At 68.5% G+C, this 14,485-nt stretch carries 14 protein-coding genes; 6 read left to right on the plus strand and 8 right to left on the minus strand.

Annotation, left to right across the window (positions count from 1 at the left end):
- The first annotated feature begins 24 nt into the window (after nucleotides 1-24).
- The 5 genes from A9973_RS04685 (at nucleotide 25) to A9973_RS04705 (ending at nucleotide 4,447) form a co-directional block, all read left to right on the plus strand.
- Complete coding sequence (locus tag A9973_RS04685) at nucleotides 25-471, plus strand: MarR family winged helix-turn-helix transcriptional regulator (RefSeq protein ID WP_183012602.1); 447 nt, start codon at nucleotides 25-27, stop codon at nucleotides 469-471.
- Between the two features lie 92 nt (nucleotides 472-563).
- The gene (locus A9973_RS04690) at nucleotides 564-1,727 is read left to right on the plus strand and encodes an HPP family protein (protein ID WP_183012603.1); all 1,164 of its coding nucleotides are present in this window, start codon (nucleotides 564-566) and stop codon (nucleotides 1,725-1,727) included.
- 57 nt (nucleotides 1,728-1,784) lie between these two features.
- Nucleotides 1,785-3,221, plus strand: a complete 1,437-nt coding sequence (locus tag A9973_RS04695; RefSeq protein WP_183012604.1) for an ATP-binding protein — start codon at nucleotides 1,785-1,787, stop codon at nucleotides 3,219-3,221.
- Nucleotides 3,218-3,859, plus strand: coding sequence for a response regulator transcription factor (locus A9973_RS04700; RefSeq protein WP_183012605.1), 642 nt, complete (start codon nucleotides 3,218-3,220; stop codon nucleotides 3,857-3,859). The genes A9973_RS04695 and A9973_RS04700 overlap by 4 nt, the downstream gene beginning before the upstream one ends.
- Before the next feature lie 99 nt (nucleotides 3,860-3,958).
- Nucleotides 3,959-4,447, plus strand: coding sequence for a heme-binding protein (locus A9973_RS04705; protein ID WP_183012606.1), 489 nt, complete (start codon nucleotides 3,959-3,961; stop codon nucleotides 4,445-4,447).
- Here A9973_RS04705 and A9973_RS04710 read toward each other — a convergent pair.
- Nucleotides 4,440-5,600: a YeeE/YedE family protein gene (locus A9973_RS04710; protein WP_183013154.1), complete on the minus strand. Its 1,161-nt coding sequence runs from the start codon at nucleotides 5,598-5,600 to the stop codon at nucleotides 4,440-4,442. The two genes, A9973_RS04705 and A9973_RS04710, sit on opposite strands and share 8 nt — an antisense overlap.
- A 15-nt stretch (nucleotides 5,601-5,615) precedes the next feature.
- Nucleotides 5,616-6,542 carry a sulfurtransferase gene (locus A9973_RS04715; RefSeq protein WP_183012607.1) on the minus strand — a complete coding sequence of 309 codons (927 nt, stop codon included), beginning with the start codon at nucleotides 6,540-6,542 and terminating at the stop codon, nucleotides 5,616-5,618.
- 185 nt (nucleotides 6,543-6,727) lie between these two features.
- Here A9973_RS04715 and A9973_RS04720 point away from each other — a divergent pair, with 185 nt between their 5' ends.
- The gene (locus A9973_RS04720; protein ID WP_183012608.1) at nucleotides 6,728-8,098 is read left to right on the plus strand and encodes a 3-deoxy-D-arabino-heptulosonate 7-phosphate synthase; all 1,371 of its coding nucleotides are present in this window, start codon (nucleotides 6,728-6,730) and stop codon (nucleotides 8,096-8,098) included.
- Nucleotides 8,099-8,146: 48 nt separating this feature from the next.
- Here the strand turns inward: A9973_RS04720 and A9973_RS04725 are convergent, their stop codons facing one another.
- From A9973_RS04725 to A9973_RS31335, 6 genes are all read right to left on the minus strand, one after another.
- On the minus strand, nucleotides 8,147-9,034 hold the full coding sequence (locus tag A9973_RS04725) for an aldo/keto reductase family oxidoreductase (RefSeq protein ID WP_183012609.1): 888 nt from the start codon (nucleotides 9,032-9,034) through the stop codon (nucleotides 8,147-8,149).
- 109 nt (nucleotides 9,035-9,143) lie between these two features.
- Nucleotides 9,144-11,351 (minus strand): rhodanese-like domain-containing protein, encoded by a 2,208-nt coding sequence (locus tag A9973_RS04730; protein ID WP_183012610.1) that lies wholly within the window; start codon nucleotides 11,349-11,351, stop codon nucleotides 9,144-9,146.
- Nucleotides 11,352-11,462: 111 nt separating this feature from the next.
- On the minus strand, nucleotides 11,463-12,392 hold the full coding sequence (locus A9973_RS04735) for a CysB family HTH-type transcriptional regulator (protein WP_183012611.1): 930 nt from the start codon (nucleotides 12,390-12,392) through the stop codon (nucleotides 11,463-11,465).
- A 9-nt stretch (nucleotides 12,393-12,401) separates the two neighbouring features.
- Complete coding sequence (locus tag A9973_RS04740; protein ID WP_183012612.1) at nucleotides 12,402-12,749, minus strand: VOC family protein; 348 nt, start codon at nucleotides 12,747-12,749, stop codon at nucleotides 12,402-12,404.
- Nucleotides 12,750-12,871: 122 nt separating this feature from the next.
- Nucleotides 12,872-14,092, minus strand: coding sequence for a cystathionine beta-lyase (gene metC / locus A9973_RS04745; protein ID WP_183012613.1), 1,221 nt, complete (start codon nucleotides 14,090-14,092; stop codon nucleotides 12,872-12,874).
- Entirely contained in the window at nucleotides 14,089-14,472 is a 384-nt protein-coding gene (locus A9973_RS31335; RefSeq protein ID WP_183012614.1) for a hypothetical protein, read from the minus strand. Before A9973_RS31335 ends, metC begins: the two co-directional genes overlap by 4 nt.
- Nucleotides 14,473-14,485: the final 13 nt, after the last annotated feature.

The raw sequence follows: 14,485 nt of genomic DNA on the forward strand, positions 1-14,485 counted from the left end.
CACGACATATATTAGAATCGGGACGTGAAAACGTCTCCGTCCCCCACTCCACTGTCGCCCGCCGATTACGAACTGCTGGCCGACTTCCGTTACGCGCTGCGCACGTTCGCCGCCTTCAGTGAAGGCGCTGCCGGGGAACTGGCATTGACCCCGCAGCAGCACCAGACCTTGCTGGCCATCAAAGGCACGCGCAAAAGCCCGTCTGGGCGGCGCGGCCTGTATGTCGGCGAAATCGCCGACCGCCTGCTGATCCGCCCGCACACGGCGGCCGAACTGGTGGGCCGGCTGGCCCGCCTGGACCTCGTCAGCCGCGAGGCCGACCCCGAAGACGGCCGTCGCGTCGAAGTCGTGCTGACCCCCAAAGCCGAACGCGTGCTGGAAAGCCTGTCGGCTTCGCACCTGGAAGAACTGCGTGCCATGCGGCCCTTGCTTGCGCGCCTGCTGACGCGCATCGGCGACGACACCGCCTGAGCGCGGCCCCCCCGGGCGTTTCCCGGCCCTGCGCCGCCGCGTGATAAATTGTCGTCCCGCGACATATTTCAAGCACGCGAGGAGAGATCGTTTTGGGTGTGGCAATCAAGCGCTGGCTGAGCGCGTTCGCGCCGGCGCCTGTCGGCGTCAACCGGCGCGAGAAGCTGTACGGCGTCCTGGGCGCCCTGGTCGGGCTGTTCTGCACGGAATGGGTGGGCCGCCATGCGTTGGGCAGCGCCAACCCGTGGTTCATCGCGCCCATGGGCGCATCGGCCGTGCTGCTGTTCGCCGCCCCCGCCAGCCCGCTGGCCCAGCCCTGGTCCATCCTGGCGGGCAATCTGGTGTCTGCCCTGATCGGCGTGTTCTGCGCGCAGATGATCCCCGTGCCTGGCGTGGCCGCCGCCGTCGCCGTGGCGCTGGCCATCGGCGCCATGTTCAGCCTGCGGTGCCTGCATCCGCCCAGCGGCGCCGTCGCGTTGACGGCTGTGTTGGGCGGGCCGTCCGTCGCCAGCCTGGGCTATGGCTTCGCGTTATGGCCGGTGGGGTTGAACTCCCTGATCCTGCTGTGCATTGCCGTGGCGTTCAATGGCGCGCTCAAGCGCAATTACCCCCGCCGCCATGCCGACCCGGCCCCCGGCCACCGCACCCGCGATGCCGCCCCGAGCGCCCGGCTGGGCTTCAGCCGCGCCGATCTGGACGAGGCCCTGTCCCAACGCGGCGAATTGCTGGACATCAGCAAGGAAGACCTGGAAGACATCGTGCTGGCCGCCGAACTGCGCGCCAGCCTGCGCCGTTTCGGCGACGTGTCATGCGCCGACATCATGTCGCGCGACGTCGTCACCGTGCAGGAGCAGGATCCGCTGGACTACGCGATCCGGCTGTTCGACAAGCACCGGCTGCAAGCGCTGCCCGTGCTGGATTCCGCCGGCCGCTACGCCGGCATGCTCGCGCAGGGGGACGTGCTGGCGCGCAAGAGCCGGCTCGCGACTGCCACCGTCGACGGCGTGCCCACCTTCGACCCGCTGGTGGCGGACTGCATGCGCAGCGAAGTCCCGTTCGCCACGCCCGGGCTGCCCGTGATCGAACTGGCGCGCCCCATGTCCGACAGCCTGCACTGCGTGCCGGTGCTGGACGCGTCGCGCATCTTGCATGGCCTCATCACCCAGTCCGACCTGGTGGCGGCCCTGTACCAGATGGCGATGTCGGCCAGTTCGCAAGCCGCGGCGGGCGCGGACACGGGCAAGCGCGTCGCCTGAGCCCTCCGTAGCCCTACGGATTCCTGTCCGCACAGGCCGCAAGGCATAATTTCAGGCGTGAACCTCCTATCGCGCACCCGCGTCCTCCTCTGTTGGCTGTTCCTGTTCTGCCTGGGCGCCGCCTGGATCGCCCGCCAGGAATACGTCGACCAATACGACCGCTTCTTCCAAAGCACCAGCATCGCCCAACGCATGCTGAGCCAGAAAACAGTGCAGCACGAAGCCGTGCTGGCCACGCTGGCGGCCCTGTCGCACCCGCCCGCGCCCGAACGCCTGTCCCCCAGCCTGCAACCCGCCTTGCCGCAATTGCTGGGCTTGGGCTATCTGGCCGACGGCGCTTGGGCCGGCAGCACGGCCGCGCCGCCGGATTTGCCAGCCGCGCTGGAACGCGCGCGGCAATCGGGCCGGCCCGTCACCGTGCCGGTGGACGCCGCGCGGTACTGGCTGATCGCGCCGTCCAGCTGGAGCCTGCTGCTGGACGCCCGCCAATTGGTGCCCGCCGCCGACTTTCCGCCAGGCCTGGCCAACCTGAGCCTGACAATCGACCGTGTTCCGGTACCGCTGCTGGACAGGCAGCCCGAGGACGCGCGGGGCCTGACGATCGCGCTGCAAAAGCCGCTGGGCGCGGCCAGCCAGCCCTTCCAGATGCGCAGCACCCGCACGCTGACACCGGACGCGTGGCCGTGGATGGCGTGGCTGGCGTGGGCCGCGGCCAGCGGCTTGATCGTGGCCGGCGCCGCGGCATGGCAACGCTCGCGCGCCGACGCGCGCCGCCAGCAAGAGCAGGCGCGGCTGGCGGCCATGGTGCGCTTGAGCACGCTGGGCGAAATGGCCGCGGGCATCGCCCATGAATTGAACCAGCCCCTGACCGCCATCCTGGCGCACACGCGCGCGGCCGGACGCCTGCTGGACGACGACGACGAACGCCCGGCCGTGCGCCATGCCTTGCTGGCCAGTTCCGAGCAAGCCAAACGCGCCGCCGACATCATCAGCCGCATGCGCGCCCTGGTGCAGCCCAGCTCGCCCGCGCGGCGCGAAGCCCTGGATCCGGACGCGATGGTGGCGTCCTTGCGATTCCTGCGCGAACCGGATCTGGCGCGGCAAGGCATCCGCCTCGGGTGGCACAACGCCACGCCCGGCGCACAGCCGCTGGGCGACCGCGTGGCACTGGAGCAGATCCTGCACAACCTTGTCCAGAACGCCGCGGACGCGCTGGCGGATGCCGATGGCCCGCGCCACATCCAGATCGAGGGCCGCGCCGACGGCGACAACTACCTGTTCACCGTCAGCGATACCGGACCGGGCATCGCCGCGGACGCCCTGCCCCGGCTGTTCGCGCCGTTCTACACCACGCGCGCCCAGGGCATGGGCCTGGGGCTGGCGCTGTGCGAAACGCTGGCCGGCGCCATGGACGGCCGCATCGCCGCCCGCAACCTCACCCCTGCCGGCGCCTGCTTCACCGTCAGCCTGCCACGCGCCGGAGCTCCCTCATGACCACGCCAGATGCGCGCACCCACGCGCTTTCCCCCCAGGTCTACCTGGTCGACGACGACGACGCCGTGCGGGACGGGCTGGCGCTGCTATTGCGCAGCGTCGGCCTGCGCAGCGCCGGCTTCGGCGATCCGCAGGCCTTCCTGGCGCAGTTGGCTCCCTGCGCCATCGGCTGCGTCGTGCTGGATATCCGCATGCCCGGCATCAGCGGACTGGACGTGCTGAGCCGGCTGGCCGAACAATCCGACCTGCCGGTGGTCATGCTGACCGGACATGCCAACGTGGACCTGTGCCGCCGCGCCTTCAAGGGCGGCGCCATGGAATTCCTGCAAAAGCCCGTGGACGATGACGTGTTCCTGGACGCCGTGCAGGCCGCCGTGCGGACCCACATCGCCAGCCGCGAACGCCTGGCCGTGACGCAAGCCGCCGCCGAACGGCTGGCGCGGCTGTCGGGCCGCGAACACGAGGTGCTGGAACGCATCGTGCAAGGCATGAGCAACAAAGAGATCGCGCGCGAGTTCGACCTGTCGCCGCGCACGGTGGAAACTTACCGCGCCAACGTCTTCGCCAAACTCGAAGCCGATTCGCTGGCGCAATTGATCCGCCAATACGCCACCTTGCTGGACCCGGGCCCTCCGTAGCGCTACGGAGATGCCCGCGTATTCGGGCGTATACCGCGCGCCGCGCGTTTTCGCGACACTGACTGCTCCTACCGAATGTTCCCGAAAAGGACGCAGACCATGACCCGTTTCTCGCTTGCCACGCTGATCTCCACCCTGGCTTTCGCCGGCGCCGCCAACGCCGCCGTGCTGAACGAAAGCAATTTGTCGATGGCCGATGCGCAGAAGCTCGCCACCGCCACCGTCGCCGCCTGCCAGGCCAAGGGCTATAACGTGAGCGCCTCGGTCGTGGACCGCGCCGGCTTGCTCAAGGCTTTTGCGCGCGCCGACAACGCCGGCCCGCACACCATCGAAGCCAGCCGCGCCAAGGCCTTCACCGCCGTGTCGGCCAAGACCCCAACGCTTGCCATGATGGAAAACGCGCAGAAGAACCCGGGCGCGGCCAATCTGACCGACATCCCCGGCTTCCTGCTGCTGGGCGGCGGCGTGCCGGTCAAGGCCGGCGCCAATGTCATCGGCGCGATCGGCGTGGCCGGCGCCCCCGGCGGCAACCTGGACGCCCAGTGCGCCGACGCCGTGCTGGAAGAAAACGCCGCGATGTTCAAGTAATGCGAGGCTGGGCGGGCGCGCGCACGACCCGCAAGCCCGCCCAGATCCCCGCAAAGCAGGCCGCGCCGAACACCCATCCCGACAGCGCGCCCGCCATCACCCCCGACAGCAGTGTGCCCACGGTGCAGCCCAGCGCCGTCATGCCGCCCCAGCCCATCAAGACCCCGCCCGTGAAATTGCGGACGATGTCTTTCACGGAAGGCAGCCTGGGCCGGAACGCGCCGGCCGCCAGCGCCGCCGCCCAGGCGCCCGCCACCAGCGCCAGCACGAACACGCCGTTGTTCGACAGCAGCATGCGCTTGACCACGGTGGCGCAGCCCGCGAACGTGTCCAGTCCTTCCAGCCGCTCGGGCAGCCAACCGGTGCCCGCCGCCGCCGTCCGCGCCAAACTGCCGAGTTCGGCGGTCACGCCCAAGGGCGCAATGCGAAGATAGGCGATGACGCCGATGAACCCCACCAGGATGCCGCCCACCGCGGGCGGCCAGCGGTCTCTCAGCACGGCTTGCCAGGGCGACGCGGCCCGCGCCGCCGCAGGCGCTTGCACGCCGCCTCGGCGGAACACGGCCCACGCCAACATGGCCAAGACCGCGCCCTGCAGCAGCAACGTCCCGCCATAGCCCAACCGCTGCGGCAGCCACACCACCGGCGCCTCCTGGATCAGCGCCAGGTACAGGGAATTCCATGTCGCGAACCCCAGCACGAAGCCCAGGCCCGCGCCCAGCAGCGCGAACGGCGACGCCATCGCGCCTTCGCCCAGCCGGTAGAAATGGGCGCTGATGCAAGAGCCTGAAACGCGCATGCCCACCCCGAAGACGAACGCCCCCGCCACCAGCGCCAAACTCACCGGACCGATATGCGCGCCGGGCGGCAAACGGTCCGCCGACGGCACGGGCAGGAACGCGCCGAACACCGCGTGATAGCCCAGGGTGCCCACCCCCAGCGCGATCAGCACGGCGACCATGCCGGCCGTCTCCTTTCTGTCGATGAAGTCGCGGGCGATGCAATAGAAGCAGAAACGCGAGCGTTGCAGCACGATGCCGAACGCCGCGCCCAGCAAGACCGACAAGGACAGGCTGCGCCCGCCCTCAGGCAGCGGCGCCAGGCCCCACGCCGCCACGAAAACGGCCGCCATCACGGCGGCGGCCGGCACCATTCGTCGCGCGCTCACTCAGGTCTTGCCCCATACCGTGCCAGACGGATTCGAAATGGGCGATCCGACGCTGTTGCCGTACTCGGTCCACGACCCGTCATAGTTGCGCACGTCGTAGCCCAGCAGCTTGCGCAATGCGAACCACGAATGGCTGGAGCGTTCACCGATGCGGCAGTAGGTGATGATGGGCTTCGTGCCGTCAACGCCGGCCGCCAGGTAGATCGCTTTGAGTTCGTCCGCCGATTTGAACGTGCCGTCTTCAGCCACCAGCTTGCTCCACGTCACGTTCACCGCGCCGGGCACGTGGCCCGCGCGCACCGCCAATTCCGGCACGCCGCTGGGCGCGAAAATCTTGCCGTTGTATTCGTCGGCCGAACGGATGTCGACCAGCACGCCCTGCTTGTCCTTGCGGGCCACGGCCAACACGTCCTGCAGATGTGCGCGCAGCGTGGGATCGGGCTGCTTGATCTGCGCCGTGCCAGCCGGCGGGACCTTGGCGCTGTTGGACAACGGCCGCCCTTCGGCTTCCCATTTCTTGCGCCCGCCGTCCAGGATCTTCACGTTGTCGATGCCGTAGATATCGAAGATCCAAGCGCCCCAGGCGGCAAACCAGTTGTTGTTGTCGCCGTACAGGATGGTCGTGGTGTCGGCATTAATGCCCGAACGCGCCACCAGCGCCTGGAACTGCTTGGGCGGCGCGATATCGCGGTTCACGGTGTCGACCAGATCGGTGTGCCAGCTGACGTTGGCTGCGCCCGGGATGTGCCCGCGTTCGTACAGGCCGGGGTTCACGCTCACCTCCACCACCCGTACCTTCGGGTCGTTCAGGTTCTTTTCCAGCCAATCGGTCGTGACCAGGTACTTGGCGTGTTGCGCCGTCGCCGGAAAGGCGATGCATGTGGCCAGCGCGGCGAAGGCGCCGGCCAGCAGCTTGCGTGGGGACATCGGATTCTCCTGAATGAGGCGACTGGATGCGCCTTTGGAATCCGGACGATATCGGTTGGCCCGCCGCGGGCGAACGACTTTGTTCTCATATTCTGATTACTTATTCAGCTTAATGTCAGGCTATGGCGGCGTCATGCGACACTGCACGACACTGCACGACATTGCCTGACCGCTGATCCCCGCCCATGCCCTTGCCGCCTTCCTCGCCGTTGCTGGACAAGATCCTCCGCGCCGTCCCGCGCCGCTACCGCGTGCCGCCCGCGCCCAACGCCGCAACGCAGGCGCCAAATGGCGGTGCGGCCACGATGCTCGCCATGACGGTCGAACATGCCCGCCAGGCGCTTGCCGGCGGCGTGGCGCCAGATTCGGCAACGCGGCACGATTTCTTGCACGCGCTGTCGCGGCTCATCCGCGAAGCCATGCGCGCGAACGAGGGAGACCCCGCCTTCCAGGCCATCGTGCTGCGTCACAGGGCGCCGCAGGTGCGCGAATTCGCGTCGTTATCCGCCGCCGCCGACCAGGACCGCCGGCAAATCCATGCCGCCGTCAACGCGATCGCCCACCCCGCCAAGCTGCAGCGCATGGCGCCGGGCCCGGACCGCGACGCCTTGGCACCGCTGCAAGCGGCCGTGTCCACGGCGTCCTGGACGGCCCTGCTTGACGCCGCCCGCCAGCTTCGCGCCATGCCGGAGAAAGCGGTCGACCCCTCCGTCGAACGCGCGTTGGCCCGCCTGCTGGACGACCCCGCGCTAGCGCGCCTGCGGCGCCTGGACGCCCTGGCGCCGGATGCCCAGGTTCGCCGCTACCAATCCCTCTGGGACCGCCACGGCCCGCGCTCCGGAAGCCCGACCGCCGCCGCGCAAGGCTCCGCGGCGCAGCGCCGTGGCGCGGCCGTCGAAGCCTTGGCCACGCAAGCGCTGGACGCGCTGGCCCAGCGGCTGAACGACGCCGAAGGCGCCCATGCGCCTTACCGTGTGGTGACGTCGATGCGCGTGCCCTCGTCGATCCCCGCCAGCTCGGATCGGGCCAAGAGCGAGTGGGATGCCGTGCTGCTGCGCCAGACCGGCGCCGCCGCCACGCCGGTCTGGGATGTCTGCCTGCTGATTGAAGCGAAAGCCTCCGTCGACGCCGCCACCGCCGACCTGCCCCGGCTTCAGCGCGGCTTGCGCTTGCTTGCACATGCCGAAGATCACGCGGTCTATCCGTTCCAGACCCGGCAAGGCGTCGTAAACCTGCGCGGCGCATCGCTCAGGGCACTGCCGGCCGACTCATCGGCGCTGGCCCACACGGTGCTCTATTGCTGCGATGCCCCCGCCGACGCCGCCCCGCGCCTGCTTAGCGCCGCCAGCCGGATGCAACTGCTGTCCGCGCCGGCCAGCGTGGAATACGCGCGCGGCGTGGAAAACGGGCAGACTCCAGACGTCTCGGCACTGGAACCGGTCTGGCGGCAATTGCTGGAATCGCCGCAATGGGAGCCGGTGCTGCACCAGTATCCGATGCTGCGCCAGGTCCGCGAATTGATGGTCCACGTCGACGACTTGCTGGCGTCGGTGTAGCGCCGCAAAAAAATGACCAGGACGTCCTCGCCGGCCGCCCGGCACGCCTCAGGCCGCCCGCCCGCTAATCCCATCCAAGGCCTGGACCTCGGCATCCGGCAACGCGAGGGTCGCCGCGGCCAGGTTCTCGCGCAGATGCGCTACCGACGACGTGCCCGGGATGACCAGGATGTTCGGCGCGCGCTGCAGCAGCCACGCGATCGCCACCTGCATCGGCGTCGCCCCCACGCGCTGCGCGACCTCGGTCAGCGTGGCGGATTGCAAGGGGCTGAAGCCGCCCAGTGGAAAATACGACACGTAGGCGATGCCGTCCCGGGCCAGCGTGTCGATCAGCGCGTCGTCGTGGCGGTGCGCCAGGTTGTACTGGTTTTGCACGCAGACGATGTCGCACAAGCCGCGGCCTTCCTGAACCTGCGTGGCGGTGACGTTGCTTAAGCCGATATGACGCACCAGACCGCGTTGCTGAAGCTTGATCAGCGCCGACAGGGGCTCGGCGATCGAGCCTTCCTCCGGCCCATGCACGCCGAACATGATGCGCATGTTCACGACGTCCAGCGCATCCAGCCCCAGATTGCGCAGATTGTCCTCGACGGCGCTTTCCAGGTCGGCCGCGCCGTCCGCGCGTATCCACGACGCGTCCTCACCCCGGCGCGCGCCGATCTTGGTGACCAGCACCAGGTCTTCCGGATACGGCGACAACGCCTCGCGGATGATCTGGTTGGTCACGTGCGGACCGTAGAAATCGCTGGTGTCGATGTGGTTGACGCCGTTGGCCACGGCCTCGCGCAGCACGGCCAATGCCGCGTCGCGGTCGCGCGGCGGGCCGAAGACACCCGGGCCGGCCAATTGCATCGCGCCGTAGCCCATGCGCTTGACCCGCTTGGCCCCCAGCGCGTAGGTGTCTTGGCGGTTACCTTCATTGTGTAGCGGCGGCATGTCGGATCTCCTGGGCGAAACGGACAGCTTAGCCCTTTCCGCAGCCTTGGATAATCGGGCAAAAAAGGCCCCGGCGCGCAGCCTTGCGCATGAGCCTTTCCGCCTGCCCCTACACTGCCGCGATCAGCCGGATGCCTCCGCTGCCTTCGCGTTCCAGCTGCGCGACCAGTCCCAGTTCCCAATCCAGGTAGTCGCGGAACCCCTGGTCGCGGGCAGACAGGTCATCGAACAGATACGGGCTGATGCTCTGGTCGTCGTCGCCGGTCAGCACGCCCTCGCCCCCTGTCGCCAGCGTCAGGCCCTGCGCCTTCCACGCGCGCGTGCCGCCCAGCAGATACGGCACGTGGCGCTTGCCGCGCCAAGCCAGCTCGGCCGCCACGGCGCTGGCCAGCACGCCGTCGGAAGACGTCACCACGACGACGCGTTGATCATCCGGCGACAGGAACTCCGCCAGGCGATCCGGCGCGGCGAACCGGGCACCGGGCACGTGGCCGCGCTCATACGCCACGCGCGATTCCACGTCGAACACGATGGCCTCGTCCGCGTCGAGCGCGGCACGCAGCGCCTCTGCGCGCAAGCCCGGGGTGTCCGGCCGATGACGCAATACCCGGCGCGGCTCGGGGCCGTTTTGCAAGACGGCCAGCGCGGGCGGCTGATACAGGTAGACCTCGACCGCGCCCAACTGCGCCAGCCAGGCGCCGGTGGTCAGCGCGCGCACCCCGTCCCAGTCCGCCAGCACGACGCGCGCGCGGCGCGTGGCCAGGTATTCGTCGGTGGCCTGGACGAGCTGGCCGCCTGGCGCCCAGCGCCAGCCTTCCAGATGCCCGGTCTCGTACTCTTCGCGGGTGCGCACGTCGAATTTGTAGAGCGTGCGTGTCGCCTGTTCGGCTTCGAACGCGTGCAGCGTGGCCGCGTCAACGTAGCCGATGCCGGCGCGCTGCGCGACGTCGCGGGCTTGTTCGCGCGCGGCAGCCAACGCCGCTTCGCCCGGCTCCGGCAAGGCCGCGTGGCGGCCATAAGCCAGCTCGCGGCCCGACAGCAGCCATTCCATCGTGCCGTTGCGCAACGAGGCCACACGGTTGGGAATGCCGGCGTCGATCAAGGTCTGCGCGCCGACGATGCTGCGCGTGCGGCCGGCGCAGTTCACCACCACGAAGGTCTTGGGATCAGGCGCCAGTTCGCGGATGCGGTAAACCAGTTCCGCCCCTGGCAGGCTGTGCGAGAACGGCAGCGTGAAGTGGTGGAATTCTTCTGGCGTGCGGCTGTCGACAACGACGATATCGTCGCCGCGCGCCACGCGCTCGTGCAGTTCCTCGACGTCGATCCATGGCGTGTGCTTCTCGTGTTCGATGACTTCGCCGAACGCCTTGCTGGGCACGTTCGTGCCCGAGAACAGTTCCAGGCCCGCGCGTTCCCAACCGTCCGTGCCGCCGGCCAGCACCGACACGTCGGTCCAACCCAGGCGGGTCAGCTTGGCAGCGGCCTGATGGGCCTGGGTCTCGTCGTCGTCCACCAGCACGATACGGGTGTCGCGACGCGGCACCAGCCGATCGGCCAGCAGTTCCAGGCGCCACAGCGGCGCCGGCACGGCGTGCAGCAGATGGCGGCGGGCATAGCGACCGGCTTCCCGCACATCCAGCACGGCGATCTCGGCTTCGCCGCGCAGTTCGTCCTGAAGCGCCTGGGGCGTCAGGCGCGCATGGTAGATGGCAGCCGGCGGCGAGAACGTGCGGTACGTGCCGCCCGCGGTGCTTTCGAACACCACGCGGCCGAGCAGCCGGTCCAGCGCCAGGCCGTAGAAATGCAGGTGCGCGCCGGGTTGGTCGCCGATCAGCTCGATCGTGTGCACATCATCCGGGCCCAACACGATCGAACCGCCAGGGCCGACGTCGACGCGCCGAACGTGGGTCAACGTGTCGCGCAGCGGATCCTGGGAGGAGGCGCGCGCGTAGACCTCGTTGCGCTCGTTGCCGTCCACCCCGGCGATGATCGCCCACGTCGTGTGGTCATGCGGCGGCTGCGCCTTGCCGGGTTCGCCCAGCGACAGGTACAGCGCATACCCGCCATCGATGTCCTCGGCCAGGCGGTAGATGGAGGTCGGGCGCCCTGGCACCACGGCAAAGGCGTCGGCGCCGAACAGGTCGCGGCGTTGGCCCAGCGCTTCCAGCAGCCTGGCGGCCTCGGCCAATTGTGCGGGGGTCGCACGCGACGCATCGGGCGCCAGTTGCCGGACCTGGGCGATGAAGGCGCGCACGGCTTGCGCGCGTTCCGTGTGCTTGCTGGCGGACGGTGCGGCGGCTTGGGAAGAGGTGCTCATGGGATGACCTGGGTTTCGTGAAATGACGAGACATCCAGGCTACGTGCGCACCCCGCACGGAACAACGTAGAAATGCGTCTATGGATATGCGGCGGGCGGTTCGGCGCCTGCTCAGCCCTCGCCCTTCAATTCCCGGTCCACCACCTCCCGCGTCAGCGTCGGCACGAACATCTCGATGAAATGGAAGGCGTAGCCGCGCAGCCAGGCGCCGCGGCGGATGGCCAGCCGGGTCAGGTTGATCTCGAACAAGTGGCGCGCGTCGATGGCAGTCAGGCGCGTATCGCGCTCGGCGTCCCAGGCCACCGCGGCCACGATGCCGACGCCCAGCTCCAGCTCGACGTACGTCTTGATCACGTCCGCGTCCATCGCGGTCATGACGATGTCGGGCGTGATGCCGGCACGGGCAAAAGCCTCGTCGATATGCGCCCGCCCGGTATAGCCGCGGCCATACGTGATAAGGGGGTAGCGCGACAGTTGCGACAGGCTGATGCCGTCGTGTTCGCGTTCCAACGGGTGGCCGCGCGGCACGATGATGCTGTGGCTCCACCGGTAGCACGGCAGGTTCACCAGCCCGGGATAGTCCGCCACCGCTTCGGTTGCCACGCCGATGTCGGCCTCGCCTTCCAGCAGCATTTCAGACACCTGCTTGGGCGATCCCTGGTGCAGATGCAGCACCACGTCGGGGTAGCGTTGCCGGAATTCCTTGACGACGGGCGGCAAGGCGTAGCGCGCCTGGGAATGCGTGGCTGCGATAGACAGCACGCCTTTACGGCTGTCCGCGTACTCCGCGCCCGCATGCCGGATGTTGTCGGCGCATTGCAGGATCTGCTCGACCAGCGGCAGGATCAGTTCGCCGGGCGGCGTCAATCCGATCAGCCGCTTGCCCGAACGCACGAAGATGTCGACCCCCACCTCTTCCTCAAGCTCGCGGATCTGGCGGCTGACGCCGGGTTGAGACGTATGCAGGCTTTCGGAGACGTCGGTCAGGTTGAAATCCTGCCGCACGGCTTCGCGGACCGACCGGAGTTGCTGGAAGTTCATCGCGCGCCTTCAGCCCAGAAAGGCCAGTTGATTGCCGGACGGGTCTTTCACGTACATGACACGCGGCAGCGCGTCGGGCAGTGAACAGACGGGGTGGTGCCCGGCCTGGCGCAGGCGCGCCAGGATGTCGTCGTAAGCCGGTGTCTTCAGCGCCAGGTAATCCGGCTTGACGGCCCGGTTCACCTCGGCCACCGGAGACAACGACAACGTTGCCGCGCCCAGCGAAAAAAGCAGGCGCTGGCCCTCGGCGTCCGCCAGCTCTTCCAGGCCGATCACGCGGCGATAGAAATCCCGGACGGTTTCCGCACGGCGCGACAGGAACGGAAGCTGTACCGATTCGATCGAAAATGAAGTCATGCCCTGCTGCCAGCCATGGAACAAGGCAAATTCTAGTACCCGGGGGTACAACCGGACAAAGAGGTTGTAATTGCTTCTACATAGCCAGAAACCCTAAAGCGCAAGGCTTATTTGCATATTCCTCAGGCGCTGCGGCGCAAGGCGTCGCGGGTGGCGGCGAAGGCGTTATCCAGGTCGCCGATCAGGTCCTGCGGGCTTTCCAGGCCGATGTGCAAGCGCACGACGGATGGCTTGCCCGGACCCTGCTGCCAGTAGCTGTGTTCGGCCAAGCGCTCGGGCGACGCTTCCAGCGCCAGGCTTTCATAACCGCCCCAGGACGCGCCGATGGAGAAGTAGCGCAACGCGTCGATGAAGCGCGACGCCGCCGTCGCATCCGGGTGGGCGAATGCGAACGACACCAGCCCGCTTGCGCCGCTGAAATCGCGCTGCCACAGCGCATGGCCGGGGTCTTGCGGCAACGCCGGATGGAACACGCGAGCCACGTCCGCATGCCGCGCCAGATACTCGGCCACGGCCAGCGCGTTCTCTTGATGGCGCGACAGCCGCACGTCCAGCGTGCGCAGGCCGCGCAAGGTCAGGTAGGCGTCGTCGGCGCCGACCGACAGGCCCAGCGCGTCGTAGGCCACGCCGACCTTGCGCGCCAAGTCGGCGCTGTCTACCGTGACGACTCCCATCATCACGTCCGAATGGCCCGCCAGGTACTTGGTGGCGGCCTGGATCGAAATGTTCGCGCCCAACGCCAGCGGCTGGTAGTACAGGCCCCCGCTCCAGGTATTGTCGGCGGCGACCAGCACGCCATGGCGACGCGCCGTGGCCGCCAGCGCGGGCAGGTCCAGCACTTCGAACAGCAGCGAACTGGGCGACTCCAGATACAGCAGGCGCGTGTTGGGCCGGATCCGCGATTCCAGCGTGTCCTGCGCGGGCGAAAAATACTCCGCGTCGATCCCATAGCGTTGCAGCAGCGACTTGTCGACCTTGCGCACGGGCGAATAGACGCTGTCGGCCACCAGCGCGTGGTCGCCCGGCGCCAGCGTCGCCAGCAGCACCAGCGCAATCGCCGACAGGCCGGATGGCGCCAGCAGCGCCCGGTAGCCGCCTTCCAGCGACGCCACCGCTTCCTCCAGCGCCTGGTGCGTATCCAGGCCGTGCCGGCCGTAGGTGGCGACGCGGTCGCCGGCGGCGCGCTGCTTGTTCAACGCGGCCTGGGTCGCCGTGTCGGCAAAACGCACGGTGCTGGTGCGCACGACGGGCACGTTCACCGGTCCCGAGCCGTTCTTCAATGCCGGTGATCCGGCATGCACCAGCCGGGTCTGCACCTGCGCGTGATCAAGGTCGCGGCTCATGCGCGCACCTCTTGGCCCGGCTTCATCTGGGTGGCGTTGTAGTTCAGGATCTGGCCGGTGGCCAGATCGATGCCGATGCGCCCGGACAACGTTTCCAGCGGCTGGCCGTAAAGATGGAAATGCAGCGTCGGCACATTCCCCGTGACGTGGATGCTATGGATGTCGTCGGGCAGGAACGACACGGACTGCCCGGGCTGCACCACCACTTCGCGCACCTGCGCAAGCGTGGCGCGGCGTTCCGCCAATTGCTCCAGGCGCGCCGTCACGGCGGCCAGTTGCTCGCGGGTCACGGAGCCGGAGCCCAGCAGGGCCTGGATGTCGGACAGCGTCACCTGCACCTGCTGGCGGCGTTCGGCGGTGATTGCGGATTCAGTGCTCATGGTCACACTCCAA

Source organism: Achromobacter sp. UMC46 (assembly GCF_014170335.1).
Classification (GTDB): Bacteria; Pseudomonadota; Gammaproteobacteria; order Burkholderiales; family Burkholderiaceae_B; genus Achromobacter.